The organism is Ardenticatenales bacterium (genome assembly GCA_020634515.1).
Taxonomy (GTDB): domain Bacteria; phylum Chloroflexota; class Anaerolineae; order Promineifilales; family Promineifilaceae; genus JAGVTM01.
Genome location: JACKBL010000002.1, coordinates 597,677 through 619,725 on the forward strand (window position 1 = coordinate 597,677; position 22,049 = coordinate 619,725).

General features: G+C 60.7%; 17 protein-coding genes and 2 tRNA genes. 11 read left to right on the forward strand and 8 right to left on the reverse strand.

Going from position 1 to position 22,049, the window contains the following annotated elements:
• Positions 1–69 precede the first annotated feature (69 nt).
• On the reverse strand, positions 70–753 hold the full coding sequence (locus H6650_07010) for a hypothetical protein (GenBank protein MCB8951747.1): 684 nt from the start codon (positions 751–753) through the stop codon (positions 70–72).
• Entirely contained in the window at positions 750–1,904 is a 1,155-nt protein-coding gene (locus H6650_07015) for a DUF3524 domain-containing protein (GenBank protein ID MCB8951748.1), read from the reverse strand. Before H6650_07015 ends, H6650_07010 begins: the two co-directional genes overlap by 4 nt.
• A gap of 211 nt (positions 1,905–2,115) precedes the next feature.
• Here H6650_07015 and iscX point away from each other — a divergent pair, with 211 nt between their 5' ends.
• The 5 genes from iscX (at position 2,116) to H6650_07040 (ending at position 6,772) form a co-directional block, all read left to right on the forward strand.
• Entirely contained in the window at positions 2,116–2,325 is a 210-nt protein-coding gene (iscX, locus tag H6650_07020; GenBank protein MCB8951749.1) for a Fe-S cluster assembly protein IscX, read from the forward strand.
• A gap of 18 nt (positions 2,326–2,343) precedes the next feature.
• Positions 2,344–2,952 carry an NADH-quinone oxidoreductase subunit NuoB gene (gene nuoB / locus H6650_07025; protein MCB8951750.1) on the forward strand — a complete coding sequence of 203 codons (609 nt, stop codon included), beginning with the start codon at positions 2,344–2,346 and terminating at the stop codon, positions 2,950–2,952.
• A 110-nt stretch (positions 2,953–3,062) separates the two neighbouring features.
• Complete coding sequence (locus H6650_07030) at positions 3,063–4,766, forward strand: NADH-quinone oxidoreductase subunit D (GenBank protein MCB8951751.1); 1,704 nt, start codon at positions 3,063–3,065, stop codon at positions 4,764–4,766.
• Between the two features lie 204 nt (positions 4,767–4,970).
• Positions 4,971–5,567, forward strand: a complete 597-nt coding sequence (locus H6650_07035; GenBank protein ID MCB8951752.1) for a 4Fe-4S binding protein — start codon at positions 4,971–4,973, stop codon at positions 5,565–5,567.
• Between the two features lie 143 nt (positions 5,568–5,710).
• Entirely contained in the window at positions 5,711–6,772 is a 1,062-nt protein-coding gene (locus H6650_07040) for an Mrp/NBP35 family ATP-binding protein (protein ID MCB8951753.1), read from the forward strand.
• Positions 6,773–6,822: 50 nt separating this feature from the next.
• Here the strand turns inward: H6650_07040 and H6650_07045 are convergent, their stop codons facing one another.
• Positions 6,823–7,659, reverse strand: coding sequence for a DoxX-like family protein (locus H6650_07045; GenBank protein MCB8951754.1), 837 nt, complete (start codon positions 7,657–7,659; stop codon positions 6,823–6,825).
• 327 nt (positions 7,660–7,986) lie between these two features.
• Between H6650_07045 and H6650_07050 the strand changes: the two genes are divergently transcribed.
• Positions 7,987–9,297 carry a winged helix-turn-helix domain-containing protein gene (locus tag H6650_07050; GenBank protein MCB8951755.1) on the forward strand — a complete coding sequence of 437 codons (1,311 nt, stop codon included), beginning with the start codon at positions 7,987–7,989 and terminating at the stop codon, positions 9,295–9,297.
• Positions 9,275–14,188, forward strand: a complete 4,914-nt coding sequence (locus tag H6650_07055) for a PQQ-binding-like beta-propeller repeat protein (GenBank protein MCB8951756.1) — start codon at positions 9,275–9,277, stop codon at positions 14,186–14,188. Before H6650_07050 ends, H6650_07055 begins: the two co-directional genes overlap by 23 nt.
• Positions 14,189–14,243: 55 nt before the next feature.
• Here H6650_07055 and H6650_07060 read toward each other — a convergent pair whose 3' ends face one another.
• Complete coding sequence (locus H6650_07060) at positions 14,244–16,235, reverse strand: conditioned medium factor (protein ID MCB8951757.1); 1,992 nt, start codon at positions 16,233–16,235, stop codon at positions 14,244–14,246.
• Between the two features lie 410 nt (positions 16,236–16,645).
• On the opposite strand from H6650_07060, the gene H6650_07065 reads away from it, so the two are divergent.
• From H6650_07065 to H6650_07080, 4 genes are all read left to right on the forward strand, one after another.
• Positions 16,646–16,718, forward strand: a tRNA-His gene (locus H6650_07065).
• Positions 16,719–16,791: 73 nt separating this feature from the next.
• Positions 16,792–16,864 (forward strand) — tRNA-Arg (locus H6650_07070).
• 134 nt (positions 16,865–16,998) lie between these two features.
• A complete protein-coding gene (locus tag H6650_07075; GenBank protein ID MCB8951758.1) occupies positions 16,999–17,532 on the forward strand; it encodes an LOG family protein in 534 nt (177 codons plus the stop codon).
• A gap of 8 nt (positions 17,533–17,540) precedes the next feature.
• The gene (locus H6650_07080; protein MCB8951759.1) at positions 17,541–18,338 is read left to right on the forward strand and encodes an isopentenyl phosphate kinase family protein; all 798 of its coding nucleotides are present in this window, start codon (positions 17,541–17,543) and stop codon (positions 18,336–18,338) included.
• A 150-nt stretch (positions 18,339–18,488) separates the two neighbouring features.
• Here the strand turns inward: H6650_07080 and H6650_07085 are convergent, their stop codons facing one another.
• The 4 genes from H6650_07085 to scpB are packed head-to-tail and all read right to left on the reverse strand — an operon-like array spanning position 18,489 to position 21,944.
• Positions 18,489–19,871 carry a DUF512 domain-containing protein gene (locus H6650_07085; protein MCB8951760.1) on the reverse strand — a complete coding sequence of 461 codons (1,383 nt, stop codon included), beginning with the start codon at positions 19,869–19,871 and terminating at the stop codon, positions 18,489–18,491.
• A complete protein-coding gene (locus H6650_07090) occupies positions 19,868–20,596 on the reverse strand; it encodes a (d)CMP kinase (GenBank protein ID MCB8951761.1) in 729 nt (242 codons plus the stop codon). Before H6650_07090 ends, H6650_07085 begins: the two co-directional genes overlap by 4 nt.
• Positions 20,597–20,601: 5 nt before the next feature.
• Positions 20,602–21,402 (reverse strand): rRNA pseudouridine synthase, encoded by an 801-nt coding sequence (locus H6650_07095; protein ID MCB8951762.1) that lies wholly within the window; start codon positions 21,400–21,402, stop codon positions 20,602–20,604.
• The gene (gene scpB / locus H6650_07100; GenBank protein ID MCB8951763.1) at positions 21,399–21,944 is read right to left on the reverse strand and encodes an SMC-Scp complex subunit ScpB; all 546 of its coding nucleotides are present in this window, start codon (positions 21,942–21,944) and stop codon (positions 21,399–21,401) included. Before scpB ends, H6650_07095 begins: the two co-directional genes overlap by 4 nt.
• Between the last annotated feature and the right edge of the window lie 105 nt (positions 21,945–22,049).

Genomic DNA, 22,049 nt, shown 5'->3' on the forward strand with positions numbered 1-22,049 from the left:
TTGGGAGTCACAGTATGATCTTATTCGCAAAGCGATCATGATGCTGCTGCAAGTTGAACGATGACAAGATTACTTTTGATTGCCCTGGACGGAGCGACGTGGGATTTGTTGCGGCCGTGGATGAATGCCGGCAGATGCAAAAACCCCCGTTAGCGGAAATTGTCTAGCAAGGCGCGGATGCCGGCAAGATTGTCGTTCCAATCCGCGTCCGTATAACTGGGCAGTAGCACGGAGATGGCGGGGATGCCCTGATCGTCGAGCCAGTTGGTGTTGTCTCTCTGAGGCGCACGCTTCTCCAAGAACCACGGCGACCGGATTCCGCGCCAGGATGAAATCGCGCAATGTGGTGGTTTCCGGTTCGGAAAAGGTCTCCGCGCCGCCAGCCCCGGTAACGATCTGATTGTGCCATGTGGGATTGGCGGTCCAGCGACAGCCCCAGTTCCGATTCAGGTCTACGCCGCGGGCGTTGAAGCGACCGCGTAGTTCTCCGGGCGCGGAGGGACTGTTGACTGGCAGTTGGTAACTGCTAAGCCAGATTGGACCAATTTTCTCAGGGAGCGGGGGTGAATAGTTACCAAATATCCACCAGACGACCCAGAGACCGGGGAATACATGGAGTCGGTGGACAAGGTGGCGTTCGGTATATTGCCAGGTGAGCTTACAAGAATCAGCCGATGCAGAAGGGGGGGGGGATGAAGGCCATTGCGGCTTGTTTTTCGAGCCATATTCGGAGCCAAGAAGTAGGCAACTCAACCGATTGTTGGTACGGTTTTTGAGGAAGCCTGTGTCAGGTCTAATAGCGCCGCATCATACGTCGGGGCCACATGTCGCCAGTCGTAGTGCGCGGCGCTGCCGGCATTTTCCCCCGCCATCCCCCGAACATCATCCAGGTGCGTCAGCGCCCAGGTCAGTTTTTCCACCAACTGCGCCTGCGTATCATACAGGCACGCCTCGTGTGCCGTGGGCGGGAGCAGTTCCGGGTAGCTGAGGCGGCGCGGCAGCAGGGGGAATGTGTGGCAGTAGATGGCTTCCAGGATACTGATGCCGAAGAATTCATGATGGGCAGTGGAGATGGTGACGTCCGCCTGCCACAACAGGCGACGATAGTCGTCAGACTTCGCGTAGCCAAAATGAATGATGCGGGGGGCCAGCCGGGATCGGGCTTCATCAAACTCGGCGGGGCGGCGGCGGAAGTTTTCACCACAGAGGGCAAGGCGGAAGGGAATGCCGGCATCCACCACCCCATACAACGCCGCAAAAAAATCCGCCGGATTCTTGTCATACTCCCACCGCTGATTCCACAAAATCAGCGGCGGTTCGGCGGCGGACCGCGGCGCGGCAGGCGGCTGCAAACGCGCCAGATCAATCCCCACCGGCAGCACGCGGCTCTTATCGTGGATCGTCCCCACGGACGCCAACTCGTTCGCCTCTGGGAAATGCTTGAGGAAGTCGGGCAGCGCCGCGAGGAAGGCGTCGTGGTGATAATGGGAGTTGAACCAGACCTGATCGGCGGCCAGGGCGGAGGCGTAGTTGATGAAGGCGTAATGCTGGTCTCGCTGCCCCAACTGCCGCCGCCAGGGGCCGTCCTTGCCCGGACGTGGGGTGGGGTAGGTGAGTTGGTTTTCGTGGCAGTAGAGGATGGTGGGAATGCCGGCATTTCTCACCCGTGTCAGCGCCAGAAAAGTCGTCAGATCAAGCATGTCCGTTGCCATAAGAACGTCCGGCTGCCAGCTATGCGCCAGGAACCGGCGCGCCAGGGTGATGGCACCGCCATGCATGCGCCACTTCCAGTATCGTGCCGGCATCGTCAACAACCGCACCTCATGCCCACTGTGCCGCTGATACCCCTCCGCCCACGCCCGATGACTGCCGCCATGATACGGCGAAATGAGCATCACCTTCATAGCCGCCGCATCTTTTCGGCATTTCCGTCAAAATGATGATATAAATAGGGAAAATGCGGAATCGACTGCCGTGCTTCACTCGCACAAAGTGATATGCCGGCATTTGTGAAAATTATCATAAGACTAGCCACCATGCCCATTCTGTTGTATCATACCGCCGATTTGTGCTGTCTGAAGACACGCATCGTGCCACAAACCGCTTTGTTCACAAATGGAACATGAACTGTACTGGGATGCAACATACGCCATCGCCCGCGCGCTCATGCAACAGCACCCCAATCTCTCTCCCGAGGACGTCGGCCTGGAAGAACTCACGGACCTGGTCATCAAATTGCCCGGATTCGCCGATGATGAAGCCCTCGTCAACGAACAAATTCTACTCGACATCATCAAAGTCTGGTACGAGGAGGAAACAGAGTAAATGACAACAACCACTGGCATGTTAGCCCCCGATATGCCCATTCCAGACGAAGTGGCTAACAACATCTTCATCACCAGCCTGGACAAAATCTACAACTGGTCGCGGCGCAATTCCGTCTGGCCCATGGTTTTTGGCCTGGCCTGCTGCGCCATCGAAATGATCTGCACCGCTTCCAGCCGCTTTGACCTGGCCCGCTTTGGCATGGAGGTCTTCCGCGCCACGCCGCGCCAATCCGACCTGATGATCGTCTCCGGCACGGTGACGAAAAAGATGGTCCCCACCATCGTTCGCCTCTACAACCAGATGCCGGAACCGCGCTACGTCCTCAGCATGGGCGCGTGCGCCAGCGGCGGCGGTCCCTTCAAGGAAGGATACAACGTCGTGGACGGCATCGACAAATTCATTCCCGTAGACGTCTACGTGCCCGGCTGCCCGCCCACGCCGCAAGCCCTCATTAACGGCTTGATCGCCCTGCAAGAGAAGATTGACCAACAGTCGGTGACGACCGTACCCTGGTATCGTCGTGACACCCCCGCCGAATTCGTTCCCATCCCCGTGCTTGGCCCTGACCTGGTTGATGTGCGCCAACTGGAGATTATTCGGGAGCAAGCCCGGCAAGAAAGTTAACGGAGAAAGGTTTCAACATGAGCGATTCGGTGATGGAAGCAGAAGCAGTGGCCGTCGATCCGGTTGCGGATGCCATTGCTGCCTTAAAAGAGAAGTACGCGGATGTTTTGATGGATGATCCGCGTCAGAACTATACGGGTTTGATTGTGCCGGCAGATCACCTCCTGGACGTAGCTCAAACCCTGCGCGAAGACCTGGGATTTAACTACCTTTCCAGCGTCACCGGCGTGGACCTCATCGACGACAACAAAATGGAAGTCGTCTACCACACCTACAGCATCGACAAGGGCGGTAGCGCCGTCGTCCTCAAAGTCCAGGTAGACCGCGATGACCCCGTCGTCCCCTCCCTCACACCCGCCTGGCCCGGCGCTGATTTCCAGGAACGCGAGGCATGGGACCTGCTGGGCATTCGCTTTGACGGCCATCCCTACCTGAAGCGCATCCTCATGTGGGATGGCTTTGCCGGGCATCCGCTGCGCAAGGATTGGAAAGAAGCCTTCTACGAGGAAGAGAAAAAGCCCTTTGGCTCCCGCTGGCCCGGTGGTGACGTCTACCGCGCGGAAACCCTTAACCCCTACGGCAGAAACGTCAAATACCCCGGCGGATGGCTCCCCGATGACCTCGCCATCGACACGGACGCCGAAGTGTACGCCGGCCTCACCGTTTCTCATCCCTCCTACATGAAGACGGACACTGTCACCGTGAACCTGGGGCCGCAGCACCCTTCCACCCACGGCGTGTTCCGCATGGTCGTCACCCTGGACGGCGAGACCATCGTGGACCTCAAGCCCGTCATGGGGTATTTGCACCGCAACCACGAGAAAATCGGCGAACGAAACACCTGGCTGCAAAACATCCCCTACACGGACCGGCTCGACTACCTCGCCTCTATGTGCAACAACCACGGCTATGTCTTGGCCGTGGAGAAACTCCTCGGTTCTAGCGTGCCAGAGCGCGTCGAATGGATCCGCATCCTCATGGCGGAGTTGACGCGAATCGCCAACCATCTGTGGGCGTTGGGCTTCCTCCTCAACGACCTGGGCGCGCTGCAAACCCCCATGCTCTACTTCTACATTGAGCGCGAATTGATTCTGGACTTCTTTGAAGCTGCCGCCGGTTCACGCATGATGTGCAACTACATGCGCTTTGGCGGCCTCGCCTTTGACCTACCCAAAGTGGTGCGCGAACAGGAAACGATGTCTTTCTTGCGCGAACTGGTCGATGAGCGGCTGCCACGCGCAATGGAAGAGTGGCGTCGGTTGGTTGAAGGAAACGAGATCGTCCGCGCCCGCAGCATTGGCGTCGGCTACCTCTCGCCTGAGGATGCCATCGCCATGAGTTGCGCCGGTCCGCTGCTGCGCGCCAGCGGCGTCCCCTACGACGTGCGTCGCGCCGAACCGTATTCCTACTACGACAAACTCGATTGGGACGTGGCCGTTCGCTACAATGGCGACGTGTATGATCGACTGCTGGTGCGCCTGGATGAAATGGAGCAGAGTCTGCGTATTCTGCGCCAGGTGCTGCCCCACCTGCAAGCAACCGCCGGCGGCCCGATTTTCGATGGCAAGCCGCAATACTCTATTCGCGTTCCCAAAGGGGGCGATGCCTATGGTCGCGTGGAGAATCCCAAAGGGGAACTCGGCTACTACGTCACCGCCACGCCCAAGGGCAGCAACCCGGAGCGTTACCACATTCGCGCCCCATCTTTCATCAACCTGACAGCGCTGGGGCCGATGTGCTTGAATCACAAAGTGGCCGATGTTGTCACCATTTTGGGCAGCATCGACATCGTGTTGGGCGAAGTGGACAGGTGATTTGAAGGCGGAAACGAGAAGGCGGAAATTGGCAGGTGACTCGCGCAAATCCTTCACCCTTCCGCCCTCGTCCTTCTACCTATTTAGTAACCACTAACGCTCTCTGGAGATTGGACCAATTTCACCAGAAAAATTGGTCCAATCCGGCTTAGCAGTTACCCTTTTTAAGGAGTTTGTATGTACGGATCAGGAATTCTTAAGGGAATGGCGGTAACGATCAAGCACTTCGTGAATACATACCGCGAGGACCTGGCCTGGTATTTCAAAGGTGGCCGTTATTACAATGACGAGGCACTGAAAGTGCGGCAGAGTTTGAAGGGCACGGGCGCCATTACGGTGAATTACCCCGAAGAGAAACTGCCCGTGCCAGAGCGTTTCCGCTTCGTTCCCTTTCTTGTGTCTGACGATCCGGCTCCGGGTCAGCAGTGGGGGCATGATTGGTGTACGTCCTGTGGCATTTGCGCCAAGGTGTGCCCGCCCCAGTGCATCTGGATCAAGCGCGGGACGCTGCCGAATGGGCGACCGAAGCCGGAACCGGAAGAGTTTTACATTGACATTGACATTTGCATGAACTGCGGCTTTTGCGCCGAGTATTGCCCGTTCGACGCGATTAAGATGGACCACGACTATGAACTGGCCAGCTATGATCGCACGTCCGCGCACATTCATGACAAAGAGCGCCTGAGCAAGCCGCTCAGTTACTGGCAGTCGATTGCGCCGGAGCGGGCGCGTATGGAAGCGGAAGTCCGCGATGCGGAGAAGGCCGCCAAAGAAAAGAAAAAGGCTGAACGCGGGCGCTAGCGTTGTTTTGAGTTTGGCTCAATCAATGGGAACGAGCCAAATGCCGGCATGATATTCAGGGGTGGCTTATACAAGTCACCCTTTTGCTTTGCCCACCCACCAACCAACACAACGGTGCGTCGGGCAAATGGAGGCGTATTGGGATGTTCAAAAAGAACCCGGTGACCGAAGAGGCCGTGAAGGCGGCTTTGTCTACCGTGATTGAGCCGGAGCTTCATCGGGACCTCGTCTCGCTCAACATGATCCGGAATTTGCAGGTGAGTGGTGGAGATGTGACGTTCACGATTATGCTGACCACGCCGGCTTGCCCCCTGCGCGGCAAGATGGAGGCGGACGCGCGCGCGGCGCTGTCGCACGTGGCGGGCATCACCAACGTAACCATCAACTGGGATGCCAACGTGCCCCGCGACCGCCGCATTGGGGAGCAGGTAGGGCAGCAGTTCCGCAACACGATTGCCGTCACCAGCGGCAAGGGCGGCGTAGGGAAATCAACGGTGTCCGTGAATCTGGCGGTGGCATTGGCGCAGAAAGGGGCGCGTGTGGGGCTGCTGGATGCGGATATTTTGGGGCCGAATGTGCCTATGATGATGGGGGTGGACCATCTGCCGCCGCCACGTAATCGCAAACTGGTGCCGGCAGAAAAATACGGCGTCAAATTCATCTCCATGGCCTTTCTCGTCAAACCGGACCAGCCCCTCATCTGGCGTGGCCCCATGTTGCACAGCGCCATCAACCAACTCCTCACCGACGTGGAGTGGGGCGAACTGGACTACCTGGTCGTGGACCTGCCACCGGGCACGGGTGACGCGCAGTTGACGCTGGCGCAGGTGTTGCCCGTCACCGGCGCGCTAATCGTGACGCAGCCGATGGCCGTGGCCGCCGCCGATGCCCTGCGCAGCTATAAGATGTTCGAGAAGCTGGATGTCTCCATTATTGGCGTGGTGGAGAACATGAGCGGCGAGTTTTTTGGCACGGGTGCCGGCAAAAAACTGGCCGACGACCACAACCTCCCCTATCTGGGTAGCATTCCCCTGGACATGAACGTGCGTGTTGGTGGCGACAGCGGCGAACCCGTCGTGGCTGCCCATCCCGACTCCCCGGCGGCGCAGGCGCTGCGCGAAATCAGCCAGCAAGTGGCCGCCCGCGTCAGTGTCCTCACGCTGGCGAATCAGTCCGACTTCATTCCCATCCAGTTGATTGGTTGACCCACATCCATCCCAGAGGATGCCGCGGAATGAGGTTCCGCCACGGAACCTCATTCCGGCTCAATTCGTGTCATTGCGCGCTCGTGAGAAGATGCGGCCAGGAAGGCCAGCGAGAGGGCCATCATCGCCAGGCTGAGGCTGGCGGGGTTGAAGGGCGCGGCATAAAGATGTGGCTGCACGAGCAAGGGGGCCATTCCCAACCCGATCAGCACCGCGATGTTCAGCCAGTGTAGGGGGCGCGCCAGGCGCGGCCAGAGGAACAACAGGCCGAAGAGAATTTCCAGCCAGCCGAAGATGGTGACGTATGTTTCTGGGGCGATAAATGCCGGCATCATCGCCCCCACCAACGCCGTTTCCCCCATCTGCGGAAACATCAGCTTCGGTACCAGCCCCTGGTAAAGCCACAGCAGCGCCAGCGCCCCATGAATCACCGCCTGAAAAGGCGACAACACATCCTCGTCAGCCATGATCGGAGCCATCCCCGCCGGAAAACGGTAAGCATACGTCCCCATCGTCCCTTGCCCCCAACCCTCATCCTCCTCACGCTCGCCGCCACGGAGGGCCTGCTGCCTGTCCAGAAAACGTTCCGCCAACCTCAAGCCCACCTGCGCCTCCCGGTCCAGCGCCAGCGCATGAACCGTAAAAGCCGCCCGCGACGCTTGCCGCCGGGCGAACGCGCGCCGCAGCCGCTCATGCGCCTGCCAGCCCCGCCACCACTGCCGCGCCGCATGGAGGAAGGCCGCCGCCAGGCCCAACGTCAGCCCCACCAGCGGGGGCGCGTCGCGCAGGGCGGCCATCAGCACGGTGAAGATAAACAACGCCGCCACAATGGCTACGATTTCCAAACGATTCCGACAGGAGCCGGGAGGAGGATTGGTCTGCTGCATGGCTGGCGAACTCCACGGCTGGAGGTTGGCGTCGAACGGGATGCCAGCCCCTCAGTTTCTTGCCTTCCGGCGCGAGTGATAACGGTAACAGCGCGAACAAACGCCAGTATAACAATGACCTTCTCTTTTCTCCAGGTTCAATTGCCGGCATTACGCGAACCCAAGATTGAGTTCACTGAAAAAACCGGGTTTTTTGATTGTCCGGCTGAAATTACCAGAGTGGTTCATGTGTAAAAACCCGGTTTTTGACCTTTTTTCAGTAGAGCCAAGATTATTCGCGCGTGATTTCTGCTTTACGTAATACGATTCACACATTACAATAGACCCATGAGCCTGGATAATCCTTTCTTTCATCGTGGCGCCATCCGGCGGGCGCAAGAATTTCATGGCCGGGGCAAGGAGATTGCCCAGATTTTGGGTTTGCTGCGCAACGGACAGAGTGTCTCTCTCATTGGTCCGCGCCGTATTGGCAAAAGCTCACTGCTACTGCACCTGATGCGGGCGCGCACGCGGGCGGCGTTTCAACTCGCCCCGCCAGAGGCGTTGTTTGTGATGGTGGATTGCCAGGAACTGGGCGGTTCGCCGCCGGAGGAGGTGTACGAGGCGCTGTTGATGGGATTGTTGGATGCGGCGGAAGATGCCGGCATTCACCTCGAAAACGCCTCACATACCGGCAGCTACCGCACCCTTGACCGCACCCTCAGCCGCATCTACCGCCAGGACGTCCGCGTCGTCGTCCTCCTCGACGAATTCGAACTCCTTGCCGCCAACCCCCATCTCACCCCCTACTTCTTCGCTCGCCTGCGCGGCCTCACCACCAAATACGGCCTGGCCTACCTCACCGCCAGCCAGCGTCCCCTCTTCGACATCACCGCCGACGAGCAAATCCTCAGCTCCCCCTTCTTCAATATCTTCGTTACCCTCCCCCTCGGCCTCTACAGCGACGAAGAAGCGCGCAACCTGTTGCATGTGCGTCTGCAAGACAGCGGCATCACCCTTTCCCCGCGCCTTACCGACCATTTGCTCTACCTGGTGGGGCCGCATCCCTTCTTCTTGCACATCGCCGGTTACCACGCCGTACAAGCCCTCTCCCTCGGCGTCGATCTGAACCAGAACCCCGCCCTCGTTGACGAAGCCATCGAAGTGGAAGCCGATTCCCACCTCGGCTACCTCTGGCAAAACCTGGGACGCGAAGACCGTTACGCCCTGGCCATCGCCCACGGCCCCGTGGATAGTATGCGCCTGCTGGAACAACAATGCCTCATCCGTCCCGAAAACGGCAGCGGCTTTATTTACACCAGCGAGATTCTGCGCCGCTTTGTGCGTCGCCAGGAGGTTTCTGGTCTTGTGCAAGCCGGACCCTTTGTGATTGACCAGCAGCGGCATCAAGTCTGGGCCAACGGCCTGGAACTCAGCCTGACCACTTCCCAGTTTCAGCTTTTGTCTTGTCTCTGTGCCCAGGCGGGGCAGGTTGTGTCCAGTGATGACCTGGAAACCGTGGTTTGGGGAGAAGCATTGGTGGACGACCCGGACCGGCTCAAGACAATGATCAAGCGCTTGCGCCGCGCGATAGAACCATTTGACAACTGGATTGTCAGTGAACGTGGCGTTGGTTATGCTTTACGCTCACCTGATTAAAAAAACGACACCCTTTTCCCCAGGTCCGCGCCGCCTCCTCTGGCTCTTCTTCCTCCTCGGACTGCTGCTGTTCCCTGCCCACGCTCTGGCGCAATCTTCCCCCATCTACTGGCGTTACGAAGCATTTGGCAGTCTTGACTTGCTCGAAGTGGCCGATGTGAACCACGATGGTATGGATGAGTTTGTCCTCGTTGCCGAAAGCCTGAACGTGGCCCTGGTGCTATCCGATGGTAGCGAGGCGTGGACCTATCGCGCCCAATCCCCCATTTTGCAGCTCACCACCGCTGATATAGATGGCGCGGTCAATGCTGACCGCGAGATCGCCCTGGCCACGGCCTCCCACCTGATTTTGCTGGACAGCCACGGTAGTGTCCGCTGGGAGCAGCCCATCCCCGTGGAACCCGTCGCCCTGGCCGCCTTCCGCGTGGGGGGCAGCGAAGCGGAACAGGTGTTGCTGGCCGGGCGTGACGGTCGCCTTATTCTTTTTAACGCTGAGGGGGGCACTGTCTGGGAATATACCGTTAGCGGGGCCGTCTCCACGGATGTGCTGCCGCGCATCGTCGTTGATGACATCAATCAGGACGGTAATAGCGAAGTGACGCTAGGATATTTCCTCGCGCGGGGATTCAGCCAGCTTGCGACCATTGATAGCGGGGGGACCGAAATTTGGAAGCGCAGCGTGACAGGACGCATCACGGCCATGACTCATGTGCATTTCGACCCGGATGCCCCGCCTTTGATTGCCGTAGGGACGGTGCTGCAAACCAATCGCACCTTTGTTTACGTCTACGATGCCCTGGAGGGAGCGGAGCAATGGTATCGTACGCCCACGAAAACGGTGACCAGCCTGACGCCGGCGCAGCTTCCTGAGGGTCCGGCGCTGTTGGTGGGAACCAGTGTGGGGACGATTGTTGCCTATGATTTTCAGGGACGCCGTTACTGGACGCGCGCCTATGCCGCTCAACCTAATCGCCGCATCTCCACAATTTCGGCGCTGGCGGAGGGATTGCCCGTAGCCGGGGAGCCGGACGACGAGATTGGCGCGCCGCAGCGGTTTTCGCTGGCCGTGACCCTGGCCCCGGAGCCAGGGAGCACGACGGCCGATGTGCTGGTGTTGAATGGGGACGGACGGGTGCTGGAGACTTTCTCTTCCGCCATTTCCAGTGGCCTGACGCGCCTGACGGATGTGAATCGGGATAGCAAGGGGGAATTGCTGCTGGTCCGATTTGCGGCATTGGAACTATTGGACCCCGGCATTGGCACGCGGCAAAATCTGCCCGGCTGGAATTATAGCCTGGATGCGCAGCCGCAAGCGGCGCTGGTGGCCGATGTGGATGGCAGCGGGCAGGATGAGTTGTTGATTGGCGCGAATGATGGGCGGCTGCATATTCTCAGCAACGATGCCGGCAACAACACCCCCACCAGCCGCGTCGAAAACCTGGGCGGCGTCATCACCCAGATCGCCCTGGCGGACACCGGCCTCGACGGCCCCGCCGACATCGTCGTCGTCCACAACACCATCATTACGGACGAGGAGCAGCGCGAACGATCCGAAGGAGGCATCATGGTGTTGCGACCCGATGGCCGCCTCATCTGGCAGCAAACCTTGCCCACCATCATCAGCAGCCTCCTGGTCGCGGACATCAACAACAGCCGCCGCTCCGAAATCATCATCGGCACGAACGACGGCCAGATTTTGACCTACTCCCTGGCGGGAGAAGAGTTCTGGCGTGTCACCATTAACGGCAGCGTGGAGCATCTGGTGGCGCTGGATGGGCAGCGGGTGGGGCGGATTGAAATCGTAGCCACCACCAGCGCCGGCGAGCTGTATAAAATCAACAACAAGGGCACGGTCGTCACCCAGGAGATTACTTATCTGGCGGACATCACCAGTCTGCATCGGATTGACCAGACGGGCGAACTGCAGGCGCAGCTTTTGCTCACGGTGGATGATGGCACGGTGCGCGGATTGAACTGGCGCGGCATTGAGCTGCCCAACTGGGTGCGCCGGATGGATGGGCTGCCGACTTTGAGCGTGCCTGCCGGCAATTCGTTCCTCATAGCCACCGACGAAGCCCGCCTCATTCGCCTGGATTTTGACAACACCCTCCTCTGGCAGCTAGACGACCTGGGGCTGGTGAAGAGCCTTTACTGGGGCGACCTGGACGGAGACGTGCGCCCGGATATTGCCGTGGGCAATCGAGATGGCGACGTGCTGCTGTACACGGGCGATGGCAGCGGCCCCTGGGATCGCCTCTCCCTGGGTAGCGGTGTCTACTTCGTGGGGGCGCTGCGCACCGCCGTCGGCGACCAGGGCGAGCTGATCGTCGTTAATGACAATGGAGAGGTGCATCAGTTTCGGGCGCAGGTGAATCGCCCCCCCCTGCTTTCCAACCCGCAGACGGAAGCGGGGCAAAGCCAGTACAGCGTCTATGTCTCCGTGAAGGACGTGGAAAACGACCTTGTGCGCGTGCGATTGGACGTGTACGATGCGCAGACGGATGCCTGGCTGGACCAGGGAACGCGCACGGTCAACGGCGTGGGAACGATGTTTTGGAGCGTTGATCCGCTGTTGGCGACCAACGGGCTGCGCTACCGTTTCTCTTACACCGATGGCTCGCAGACGGGCGAGGTAGGGCCGCTGCCGGGGGTGGTTTCGTTGCCCCCGGAGGCGTCCTCGAACGTAGCCGCGGCTACGGTACTGCTGGGGACGCTCGTTATCTCCGGCGGCTTCATTTACCTGCGCTACAATCGCTCCGCTTCCTGGCAGGCGCGCCGCGTTTATCAACGATTGAAACAGCGCCCGCAGAAGACGCTGGACTTGCTGGCGGCGGAGTATAGCCATAGCAAGGGGTCGCCTGATTTCCTGCTCAATGTGGGCAATCAGGCGCGCCAGGATAGCAACCGCCTGGTTGCCAGTCTGGCGGATGGCTTGTTCTTGCTGGCGGACCGCCCGGAGGCGGCGTTGGCGATCATTAACGCGGCGCTGGAGGAGGCGGCGGCGCTGGACATGCGCTGGGATAATCTGCCGCTGTGGACGCAGAATTGCCGGCACGGACTCGCCCTCCTCGAAGCTCCCTCCATCACCGAAAGCAGCCTGCTGCGCCCGCAGTTGGTGCAGCTTTTGGAAATGCAGATGGACGCCAGCGAAAGCTCCCCCGACATGGCCGCCCTGCTGCCCATCCTCACGGCACTGCGCGACAGCGAACGGGTGGACCTCGCCGAAGACAGGCTCGTCTACCTGCACGAAGCGCAGGCCCTCATCCGCCAACTCCAGGAACAGTTGCTTGGCTCCCCCGTGCGCATTTCCACCCTCATCGCCGGCGCCATTGCCAACCGCTGGGATGGTCTCGTCAGCGCGGCCATTGAGGAACTGCGCGGGCAGGCGCGCATTTCCATTACATTGAAGACAAAACGGTTGGCGCCACAGCCCAGCGGCATTGTCGTGGCCCTGGAAGTGGGCAATTATGGCCGCGCCTCCGCCGAGAACATTACGCTGGCGCTGGCGGAAGACCCGGCTTACGAGTCACTAAACGGGGAGATTCACATCTCCATTCTGCCGCCTGGTCGCACGCGGCAGGTGGAGGTTGGCATCCGACCGCGTGTCGAAGACCGTTTCCGCGCTTTGTTTCGCGTTACTTACGATGACCGCCACCAGCAAGGCAAGTCAATCGCCTTTGGCGACATGGTGTATCTGTTGGCTCCGGCGCGCCCGTTCACGCCTATTTCCAACCCGTACTTGCCGGGTACGCCGTTGCGCCGTCATAGCGCCCTGTTTTTTGGGCGGGAAGACTTGTTCCAGTTTGTGGCGGAAAATGCCGGCAAACTCGTACAGCGCAACGTCCTCATCCTCATGGGGCAGCGGCGCACGGGCAAAACCTCCGCCCTGCTGCGGCTGGAGGCGTATTTGCCGCCGCACGTGCTACCTGTGTACATTGATTGCCAATCGTTGGGGGTGACGCCGGGCATGCCGGCATTTTTCCACGACATCGCCTGGTTGGTTTCCGACGCCCTGGCCGCGCGGGGGATCGATTTGCCCGTCCCCGAACCGGAAGCGTGGCAAGCCAATCCCACCGGCATGTTTGAGCGCCAGTTCTTGCCGGCGGCGCGCGCCGCCGTGCCTCCCCACACCACGTTTCTGATGGTGTTTGACGAGTTCGAGGCGTTTGAGAATCTGGTCGGCGATGGCCTGCTGCCGCCAACGTTATTCACGTATTTGCGTCATTTGATGCAGCATGGGGAAGGGATGGGGTTTGTTTTTGCCGGCACGCGCCGCCTGGAAGAGATGACCACCGACTACTGGTCCGTCCTCTTCAACATCGCCCTCTACCGCCAGATCGACTTCCTCGACCGCGACGCCGCCATCCGCCTGATCACCGAACCCGTGGCCCCCAACCTGATATACGACGACCTGGCCCTGGAAAAAATTCTGCGCGTTACCGCCGGGCATCCCTACTTCTTGCAGCTTGTCTGCTACACGCTGGTCAACCGCGCCAACGCCGAAGGCAGCGGCTACGTCACCATCAACGACGTCAACGCCGGGTTGGAAGAGATGCTGCGCCTGGGCGAAGTCCACTTTGCTTACATCTGGCAGCGTTCTACTCCCGTGGAACGCGCCCTCCTCACCGCCGTCGCTCACCTGATGGACCGCGATCTCCCCTTCCGCCCCGCCGAATTGCAGCAATACCTGGCCGATTACGGCATCCATCTGGCCCCGACGGAGGTGATCGCCGGGCTAAACCGGCTGGTGGAGCGAGACATCATGCGCCAGTTCAGCAGTGAGGCGACCACGCTCTATGAGCTAAAAATCGGTCTGGTGGGGTTGTGGACGGCGCAGAACAAGAGTTTGAGCAAACTCCTCGAAGAAAAAGCGTTCCGCGCCGCCGCGTGACCGGAAGTGAGGCGAGGTGCGACGCACTTCGAGCGTGCGTCGCACCTGTTACGCGCTACCGCGCCGCGTTGGCATTCATTGTGCTGTTGCGGCTGGCGTCTGTTGTCTGCCCGGGATCGCGCATCACCCAGGAGTCAATGTGGCACCAGCCCTCCTTGTGCCCCATATTGTGCGCGCCGGAGAGCTGCCCTGCCCACTTCTCCACCACGCCGTCGTCCGGGTCATCCAGGAAAATGGTCGTGACGGGATTACAGAAATCCCAACGCCACCACACGTCCTTATCCGATGTGGTGTAGTAGTATACGTCGCTGCGCGCCCAGGAGGGGATGCCCGACAGCCACCACGCCGAACCATCATACGTCAGGTCGAAATTCGTGCCGCAACCAACCCCAAAAATCTCGCCCAGCAATGCCAGATTCCCCGCCAACGCCGTGCCTTGATAAGGCGTGCCCACGCTCTGGATCAGGCGCGGCCCGGTGGCGTTGTCCAGGCCGCTCCAATAGTACGTGTACAGGTGCAGCGACGCATCGCCTCCCTGGCTGTGCGCCACCACGCCGAAGGAATCGTACTGTGCCCCAAAGTTGCCGATAAGCTGCGCGAATTCGTCATGTGTGCGGTTTTGGTTGAGGTCCAGGAACAGCGTGTAGTTGGTGAAATTGGCCGTCGGCCAGACGGAAGTGGAACAGTATCCGTGCACCAGCATGAGGACGCTGCCGGAGTCAGGGCTGGCAGGTAACGCTGCCGGGCGCGACCCCATAAGCATGTCGTTGGTGATGGCGGGGGCGATTTCGTAGGCGGATGCCGGCATTTCACGCGCCATCAGAGGGAGTACAGCAACCTGCGCCAGCGGGATGTGCGTGTTCAGGTCTTGCACGCGCACCTGGCGCAGTTCAAATGGCGCGCGCGCGCCGGCGCGGGCGATCCACCGTCCATCCAGCGCCAGGGATAACGATAACTGCGTGCCCGCGCTGCTGATGGTGGGATTGACGACGCCACCAATCCAGACTACGGGAACCATCTCGCCATCCGCTCCCGTGCCCCACACTTCCGCGAACGCTTTAACGCTGCTGACCGTGCCTGTGGCCGTCGCCGCCAGATCAATGCGCCACTGGTTGCTGTTGATGACGTGCGCCTGGGCGGGCGTGTTGTCAAGGGTGAGCATGGGCGCGACGATGGGGAAGGTGTGTTCGCTGGTGCGCGCGAAGGGGCGACCGGCGGGGGTGACGCCGCGGGCCAGCACCTGGGCGGTGTAGCTGCCCGTTTGCGCGGCGGTGAAGAGGCCGCCATAGACGCCGTCTTGCGCCGCGCCATCCGCGTGTCGGCCATCGTCGAACATGGCGATGGTTTGCCGGCCGCCATCAGGCAGGCGCAGCGTCATGGCGACTTCCTGCAGCAGGCCATTCAGCGGCGCGGGGCGTTCCGTGCCGGCGTTTTCGCGGAAGGCGTAGCTCACCAGCCCCACCTGTTCGCCCTGGATCAGATTGTAGCTGCTCAGGTGCGTGTAGAGGCGGTAGGCGCTGTCGCTGCTAACAGCAATGTAACCATGCGGCTGGCTGCCGTTGGTGGTGGGCGCGACGCTGGCGGCGATGCGCAGGCGGTAGGTTCCCGCCTGGATGCGGTCAAAGTGGTAAACGGTGGCCGGGAATTGCAGCTCGTTGATGCCCATGCTGCCGGATTGGCCGGAGCCGGTGAGCGATTGGGCTGTAGTCGCGCCTGGGGCTTGCCAGGAGAGGGTCCAGGCGGCGCTGTTCGGAGCGAAGAGGGCGAGGGTGACGTTGCGCCCGCTGTCCAGAGGGATGTCGGTTTGCCAGGACCAGCCACCGTCGGCATTTGGGGTGAGGTGGATGGGGAGCATGGCCGCGTGGGAGCGAATGCCGGCATCCGCCGCATTCGGCGGCGCCACGGTTCCATTGAGAATGTCCGCGGGAATGCCGGCAAGTTGCTTCGTCGGTAGTTGCTGCGTTGTGTCCGCCGTCGCCTGGCGGCTTGTAAAGGAAATAAGCATGACAATGAGAGCCAATAAGAGGGGGAAAGCGTGCTTTTTCATGATACTCCTGGTTGTGGTGGGAACGCCGCGGCAGCGCAGATGGCCGATTGTCCCGCTGTGCGCGCCCGTGTGGGGAATGTATCTAAAAATAGAAGAGAAACTGGCAACAAACGACAGACATTTGTAAGTATAAGCAACTCCGACGTCAGTTACAAGCGTGTCGAGAGGGAAAATAGTCCAGGATTGGGCACATCTGGACACAATAGCGCGAATTAATCGTCTATTCTGTGAGCGCGGTTTGAATTATCCGGTAAGTGGCTGTCCGCAATTAAGTTAGTGGAAATGTGCGGACATCGGCTATCCATGAGAGATAGCTTGTCAGTAACCGTCCGTAAAAACTCCGCGCCCCCAATCTATCAGGAGCATTTGCCTGCCACGGCAACCCATGATATGATCTTTACACTGTTATGGCGGGTATAGTGTAGTGGTTAACACGTCTGGTTGTGGCCCAGAAGATCGTGGGTTCGAGTCCCACTACTCGCCCCTCACTGAAAAGAACCAGCAGAGCGATGAGACTTGAAAAGCCACCTCATCGCTCGTTTTGTCTTTTCATCCTGCGCCCGTAGCTCAATGGACAGAGTAGCTGGCTTCGAACCAGTTGGTTGGGAGTTCGAGTCTCTCCGGGCGTATGCCGGCAAAGGCCATTCGTGAACGCGGATGGCCTTTTTTCTTGCAATGCCGGCATAACGCGCTTCCAGGTGTATCGTGTCTGTGCCGGCAGTCTGCTATAATCCCAGCCGAGATCTGACACCACGAGGGCCTTATGCACAAAGTTATTTCCGTATTTGGCGGCTCCTCCCCCCGCGCGGGAGAGCCGGCCTACGAACAGGCGCGGCAGGTGGGGCGGCTGCTGGCGCGGGCGGGACTGGCCGTGGCGACCGGCGGCTACAGCGGCACGATGTCCGCCGTTAGCCAGGGCGCGGCGGAAGCCAACGGCCACGTCATTGGCGTCACCAGCGCCCAGATTGAGCGGTTCCGCCCGCTGGCCGCCAATCCGTGGGTGCGCGAGGAAATTCGCTACGAAACGCTGCGCGACCGCCTGCTGCACCTGGTGACGCAAAACGACGGCATGATCGTGCTGCCCGGCGGCATTGGCACGCTCTCGGAAATGACGCTTGCCTGGAGCTTCTTGCAAGTCGGCGAAATCTCGCCGCGTCCGTTGGTGCTCCTGGGTGACTTGTGGCGGGCGACGATTGCCAGTTTCCACCAGCCGGAATATGTGCGCGAACCCCATTTGCACTTGCTGCAATTTGCGATGACGCCGGCGGAAGCGGTGCGGGCGGTGATGGAGGCTTGAAGCCGGCGATGGATGAAACGGTCTTTCTGAAACTGGGTGGCTCGCTGCTTACGGATAAGACGGGGGTGGAGGTGGTGCGCGCGGATGTGCTGGCGCGGCTGGCGGTGGAGATCGCGGCGGCGCGTCAAGCCCGGCCCGGCCTGCGCCTGGTGCTGGGGCATGGCAGTGGCTCTTTTGGTCACGTGGCGGCGGCGCGGTATGGGACGCGCCAGGGGGTGCATACGGCGGCGGAGTGGCATGGCTTTGCCGATGTGGCCCGGGCCGCGGCTGCGCTCAACCATCTCGTGATTTTGGCGTTGGTGGATGCCGGCATTCCCGCCATCCCCTTTCCTCCCTCAGCCTCTACACATTGCCGCGATGGCCGCATCCTCTCCCTGGCCGCCGCCCCCGTGCGCCGGGCGCTGGACGCCGGTCTGCTCCCCGTCGTCTACGGCGACGTAGCCTTCGACGACGTGCGCGGCGGCACCATCGTTTCCACCGAAGAAGTCATGGGCTACCTGGCGACCTACCTGGAACCACGCCGTTTTCTGCTCGCCGGCGAAGTGCCGGGCGTGCTGGACGCGCAGGGAAACGTCGTGCCCGTGATTACGCCGGCCAATGTGGACGACCTGCGGGCAGCTTTGGGCGGCTCGCGGGGCACGGACGTCACCGGCGGAATGGCCAGCAAGGTGCAAGAAATGCTGGACCTGACGCAGCGGATTTCGGGGCTGTCTGTGCGCATCTTTTCCGGGCTGGAGCCGGGTTTGTTGCAAGGGGTCTTGTTGGACCACATTATGGCCGGGACGATTATCCGAGGGGTGTCCTGAGGCGCGGCCACTGAATGGACTGGCGATGAGACAAGATGTGGGTTGCATCGCCAGTTTGACGGAGCGGGAAGGAAATGACTTCGTCATTGTATTGAATTTCCGCTCCGAAGTGCGGCGCACTTGAGACGTGCGGCGATCGTTGCCGGCTGGCTATTGGGGTGGAAAAAGGACGGCGGAAGTTCCCAGAAGCGCGTCCCAGACATCGCCCATGCTGTCGGCAAGGGCAACGGGGCGGCCAAGCCGGTTGGCAACATCCGCCGGGGAGAGGTCGTCCAGAGCGATCACGTCAGGGTGGTCAAACATGATGCGCGGCAGGATGATGAGGTCGCCGTACCCCTGAGCCTGCAACTGCGCCACCACGTCCCCGGCCATGAGCAGCCCGGCGACGGTGATGGTGTCACCCAGGCGTTGGTTGACCACGGGCAGCACTTCCAACGTGACGCCCGTGAGGGCGGCGAACGCCGCCGCCGTTTGGGCGAGGATGGGGGCAAAGAGCGTGCCCGTCACCAGCGTACAGGTGTGGCCTGTGGGTCGTGGGGTTTGATGGGGGTGGTTAGCCTGCCAGGCGCGGATTTCCGTTTGCAGTTCGGCCCAATCGTCCAGGAAACGGCGCACCATTCCCAGACCGTTTTCGTGCAGTTCCAGGTCGTCATAGAACGAGTGCGGCGGCGTTTCTCGTCCCGCTACCAGGAACCATTCGTCCGTAGGATAGACGAAGCGGCTGCCGAACTCCCGTAGATAATGGTTTTGCAGCGTTAGCACATCATCCAGCGTGGCCGCCGCTTCCGCCGGCGTGTGGACGCGCATCTGGTATTTGTGATGGCGGGTGAGGCCGACGGGGACGACGCTGATGCTCTGCACGGCGGGCCAGAGGGTGGCGAGGTCGCTAATGGAGCGCCGCAGCCAGGGGCCATCATTGAAATCGGGCACAGTGACCAGTTGGGTGTGCATGTCGATACCGCGTTGAGCCAGCCAGCGAAGCTGCGTCATGATGTCTGGGGCGGTGGGGTTGCGCAGGAATTGCCGCCGTTTTTCCAGGTCGGTGACGTGGACGGAGATGTACAGCGGGGAGAGGCGCATTTGTTCGATGCGCTGCCAGTCGTGGTCGTTGAGGTTTGTGAGGGTGACGAAGTGGCCGAAGAGGAAGGAATAGCGGTAGTCGTCGTCCTTGATGTACAGGGTGCGGCGAAAACGGGGGGCCATTTGCAGCACGAAGCAGAATTCGCACAGGTTGTTGCAACGGCGAATGTCGGTGTCGAAGGTGGGATGAACGAAGGTCAGGCCGAGTTCTTGCCCATAGTCGCGTTCCGCTTCCAGGAGGTGGTACGCTTCTCCACGACGAATGAGGAGTTCCAGGGATTCGTCAGCGCCGTGGTACTGGACGTCGATGACATCCTGCACGGGGTTGTTGTTGATCGCCAGGAGTTCGTCGCCCGCTTGCAGGCCAATGCCGGCAGCGACGGAGCGGGCGGCGACGGCGGCAATTATCCCGCCTGTGCGGGTGGTCCAATCAATTTCCGCGTACAGTGTCATGTGTCCAACCCGTCTTTGTGCGCCGAGGCACTCTCTGGGTCTCTTTTTTCATAGCAGAGGCCGAGGATCTTTTGTACCACGGACTCCGGGGAGTGCGTGGTCGTATCTAGCAAGATGGCGTCGGTGGCGGCGCGAAGTGGGGAGTATTCGCGGCTGCTGTCGATGCGGTCGCGCCGTTTCATGTCCGCCAGCACCGCTTCGTAGCTGTCCTGGCTGCCACGTCCCTGGCGTTCCTGCCAGCGGCGGCGGGCGCGTTCGTTAACGGAGGCGGTGACGTATAATTTTAGCGGGGCATCGGGGACGACGACGGTGCCGATGTCGCGCCCGACCATGACGATTCTCCCCTGGCGCGCCAGCAGCCGCTGCTGCCGTACCATCTCCTCGCGCACTTCTCTGTAGGCGGAGACTTGGGAGACATGGGCATCCACGGCGGCGGTGCGCAGTTCCCAGGTAACGTCGCGGCCATCAAGCAGTACGGTGAAGAGACGGCCATCCTGGTGGGGGAATGCCGGCATTACCTCCACCACCACCGCGCGCGCCAATGCCACCACCGCCGCCTCATCATCAATATGAACCCGCTGCTGCAAAGCCGCCAGCGTCACCGCCCGGTACATCGAACCCGTATCTAGCAAGAGAAAACCCAGCGCCTCGGCCAACAGTCGTCCCACTGTCGTTTTGCCCGATGCCGCTGGGCCGTCAATAGCGATCACCTGCGGAGGATTTATGGCACTCAATCCGTTCTCCTTCGTTTGAGGTTAGCATTTTCCCGTCGTTTGTCGTGCCAGGGTTTGCCGTGCCGTCGTTTCTTCTCCTGCCGCCGTACGTCGCGGCGCAGCGCCGCCACCTCGCCCGCCGTCAGTCGCCGCCATTCTCCAGGCTTCAGGTCACCCAGGTGCAGGGGGCCAATCGCCGTGCGGTGCAGGCTGCGCACTTCCAGCCCCAGCAGCGCGGCCACGCGCCGGATTTGCCGCTTGCGCCCCTCGCGCATGACGATGCGCAGCCGCGCGCCATCTTCTGTTTGCCGCCGCACCTTGATCTCCGCCGGGGCTGTCATTTCGCCGTCCAGTAGCATACCTTGCTGCCATTGCGCCAATCCTTCTGGCGTTAACTGGCCCACCACCTGCACGGAGTACACTTTGGGATGTTCGTAGCGCGGGTGGGTGAGGCGGTTTGCCAGCTCGCCGTCGTTGGTGAGCAGAATCAGGCCCGTGCTGTTGCGGTCCAGCCGCCCCACGGGATAGAGGTGACCGGGCAGGTCAACAAGATCGCGCACGGTGCGCCGTCCTTCGCTCAACTCGTCTTCGGTGGAGGAGAGGACATTGCGCGGTTTGTGCAACATGATGTAGATGGGCTTTTGCGGTTCGATGATCTGCCCATCTACTTCTATTTTGTCCGTTTCCGGGTCGGCGCTTTCCCCCAACTGGGCGATTCTGCCGTTGACGCGCACTCTGCCGGCACGGATTAGTTCTTCGTTATGGCGGCGGGAGCCGAGGCCAGCCTGGGCCATGAGTTTTTGCAATCGTTCGTTCATTCTTCTTCGTCGGGCGTGAGTGCCGGCATTTCCGCCAGCGAACCCAATCCAAAATACTGTAAAAACGCCAGCGTCGTACCGTACAAAATGGGACGGCCCGGCGTTTCCTGCCGTCCCACCTCCTCAATCAATCCCTTGCTCAGCAGCGTGCGCAGCGCCCCATCTGAATTCACGCCGCGAATCTGGTCCACCTGTGGGCGCGTCGTCGGCTGCAAATAGGCCACAATCGCCAGCACCTCCAGCGCCGCCTGGCTCAACCGCGAAGTCACCTCCAGGCCCAAAAAACGCTCCACCACGCCGCTGGTGGCCGGCGCGGTCGTCAACTGCACGGCGTCATCCGTCCACTGCAAGCGCAGCCCACGCCGCCGATAATCCACTTCCAGGTCGCGCAGCAGCGTGCGCGTTGCCTCTGGGCTTATCTCCAGCGCACCGGCCAGGCGGGAGACGCTGGATGGTCCGCTGGCGACGAACAAGATGCTTTCCAGCAGGTTGGTCGCATCCGGCATTTCATTTGTCAGGGCAGCATTCGCGTCTGGCGTCATGACTTCCTAATCATCAACATCAGATGGGTGACATGCCGGCATGGCACGTCGCGCCACAGAAAATCGAGTATAATCACGGCGGCGGGCAGACCAGCCCGCCTCACG

Coding starts and splice junctions, on each gene's coding strand:
- H6650_07095 (MCB8951762.1), bottom strand. CDS start 21,402: ATGAACGAACGATTGCAAAAACTCATGGCCCAGGCTGGCCTCGGCTCC.
- H6650_07040 (MCB8951753.1), top strand. CDS start 5,711: ATGTTCAAAAAGAACCCGGTGACCGAAGAGGCCGTGAAGGCGGCTTTG.
- H6650_07060 (MCB8951757.1), bottom strand. CDS start 16,235: ATGAAAAAGCACGCTTTCCCCCTCTTATTGGCTCTCATTGTCATGCTT.
- H6650_07045 (MCB8951754.1), bottom strand. CDS start 7,659: ATGCAGCAGACCAATCCTCCTCCCGGCTCCTGTCGGAATCGTTTGGAA.
- H6650_07050 (MCB8951755.1), top strand. CDS start 7,987: ATGAGCCTGGATAATCCTTTCTTTCATCGTGGCGCCATCCGGCGGGCG.
- scpB (MCB8951763.1), bottom strand. CDS start 21,944: ATGACGCCAGACGCGAATGCTGCCCTGACAAATGAAATGCCGGATGCG.
- H6650_07030 (MCB8951751.1), top strand. CDS start 3,063: ATGGATGATCCGCGTCAGAACTATACGGGTTTGATTGTGCCGGCAGAT.
- H6650_07085 (MCB8951760.1), bottom strand. CDS start 19,871: ATGACACTGTACGCGGAAATTGATTGGACCACCCGCACAGGCGGGATA.
- H6650_07055 (MCB8951756.1), top strand. CDS start 9,275: ATGCTTTACGCTCACCTGATTAAAAAAACGACACCCTTTTCCCCAGGT.
- H6650_07075 (MCB8951758.1), top strand. CDS start 16,999: ATGCACAAAGTTATTTCCGTATTTGGCGGCTCCTCCCCCCGCGCGGGA.
- iscX (MCB8951749.1), top strand. CDS start 2,116: ATGGAACATGAACTGTACTGGGATGCAACATACGCCATCGCCCGCGCG.
- nuoB (MCB8951750.1), top strand. CDS start 2,344: ATGTTAGCCCCCGATATGCCCATTCCAGACGAAGTGGCTAACAACATC.
- H6650_07080 (MCB8951759.1), top strand. CDS start 17,541: ATGGATGAAACGGTCTTTCTGAAACTGGGTGGCTCGCTGCTTACGGAT.
- H6650_07035 (MCB8951752.1), top strand. CDS start 4,971: ATGGCGGTAACGATCAAGCACTTCGTGAATACATACCGCGAGGACCTG.
- H6650_07015 (MCB8951748.1), bottom strand. CDS start 1,904: ATGAAGGTGATGCTCATTTCGCCGTATCATGGCGGCAGTCATCGGGCG.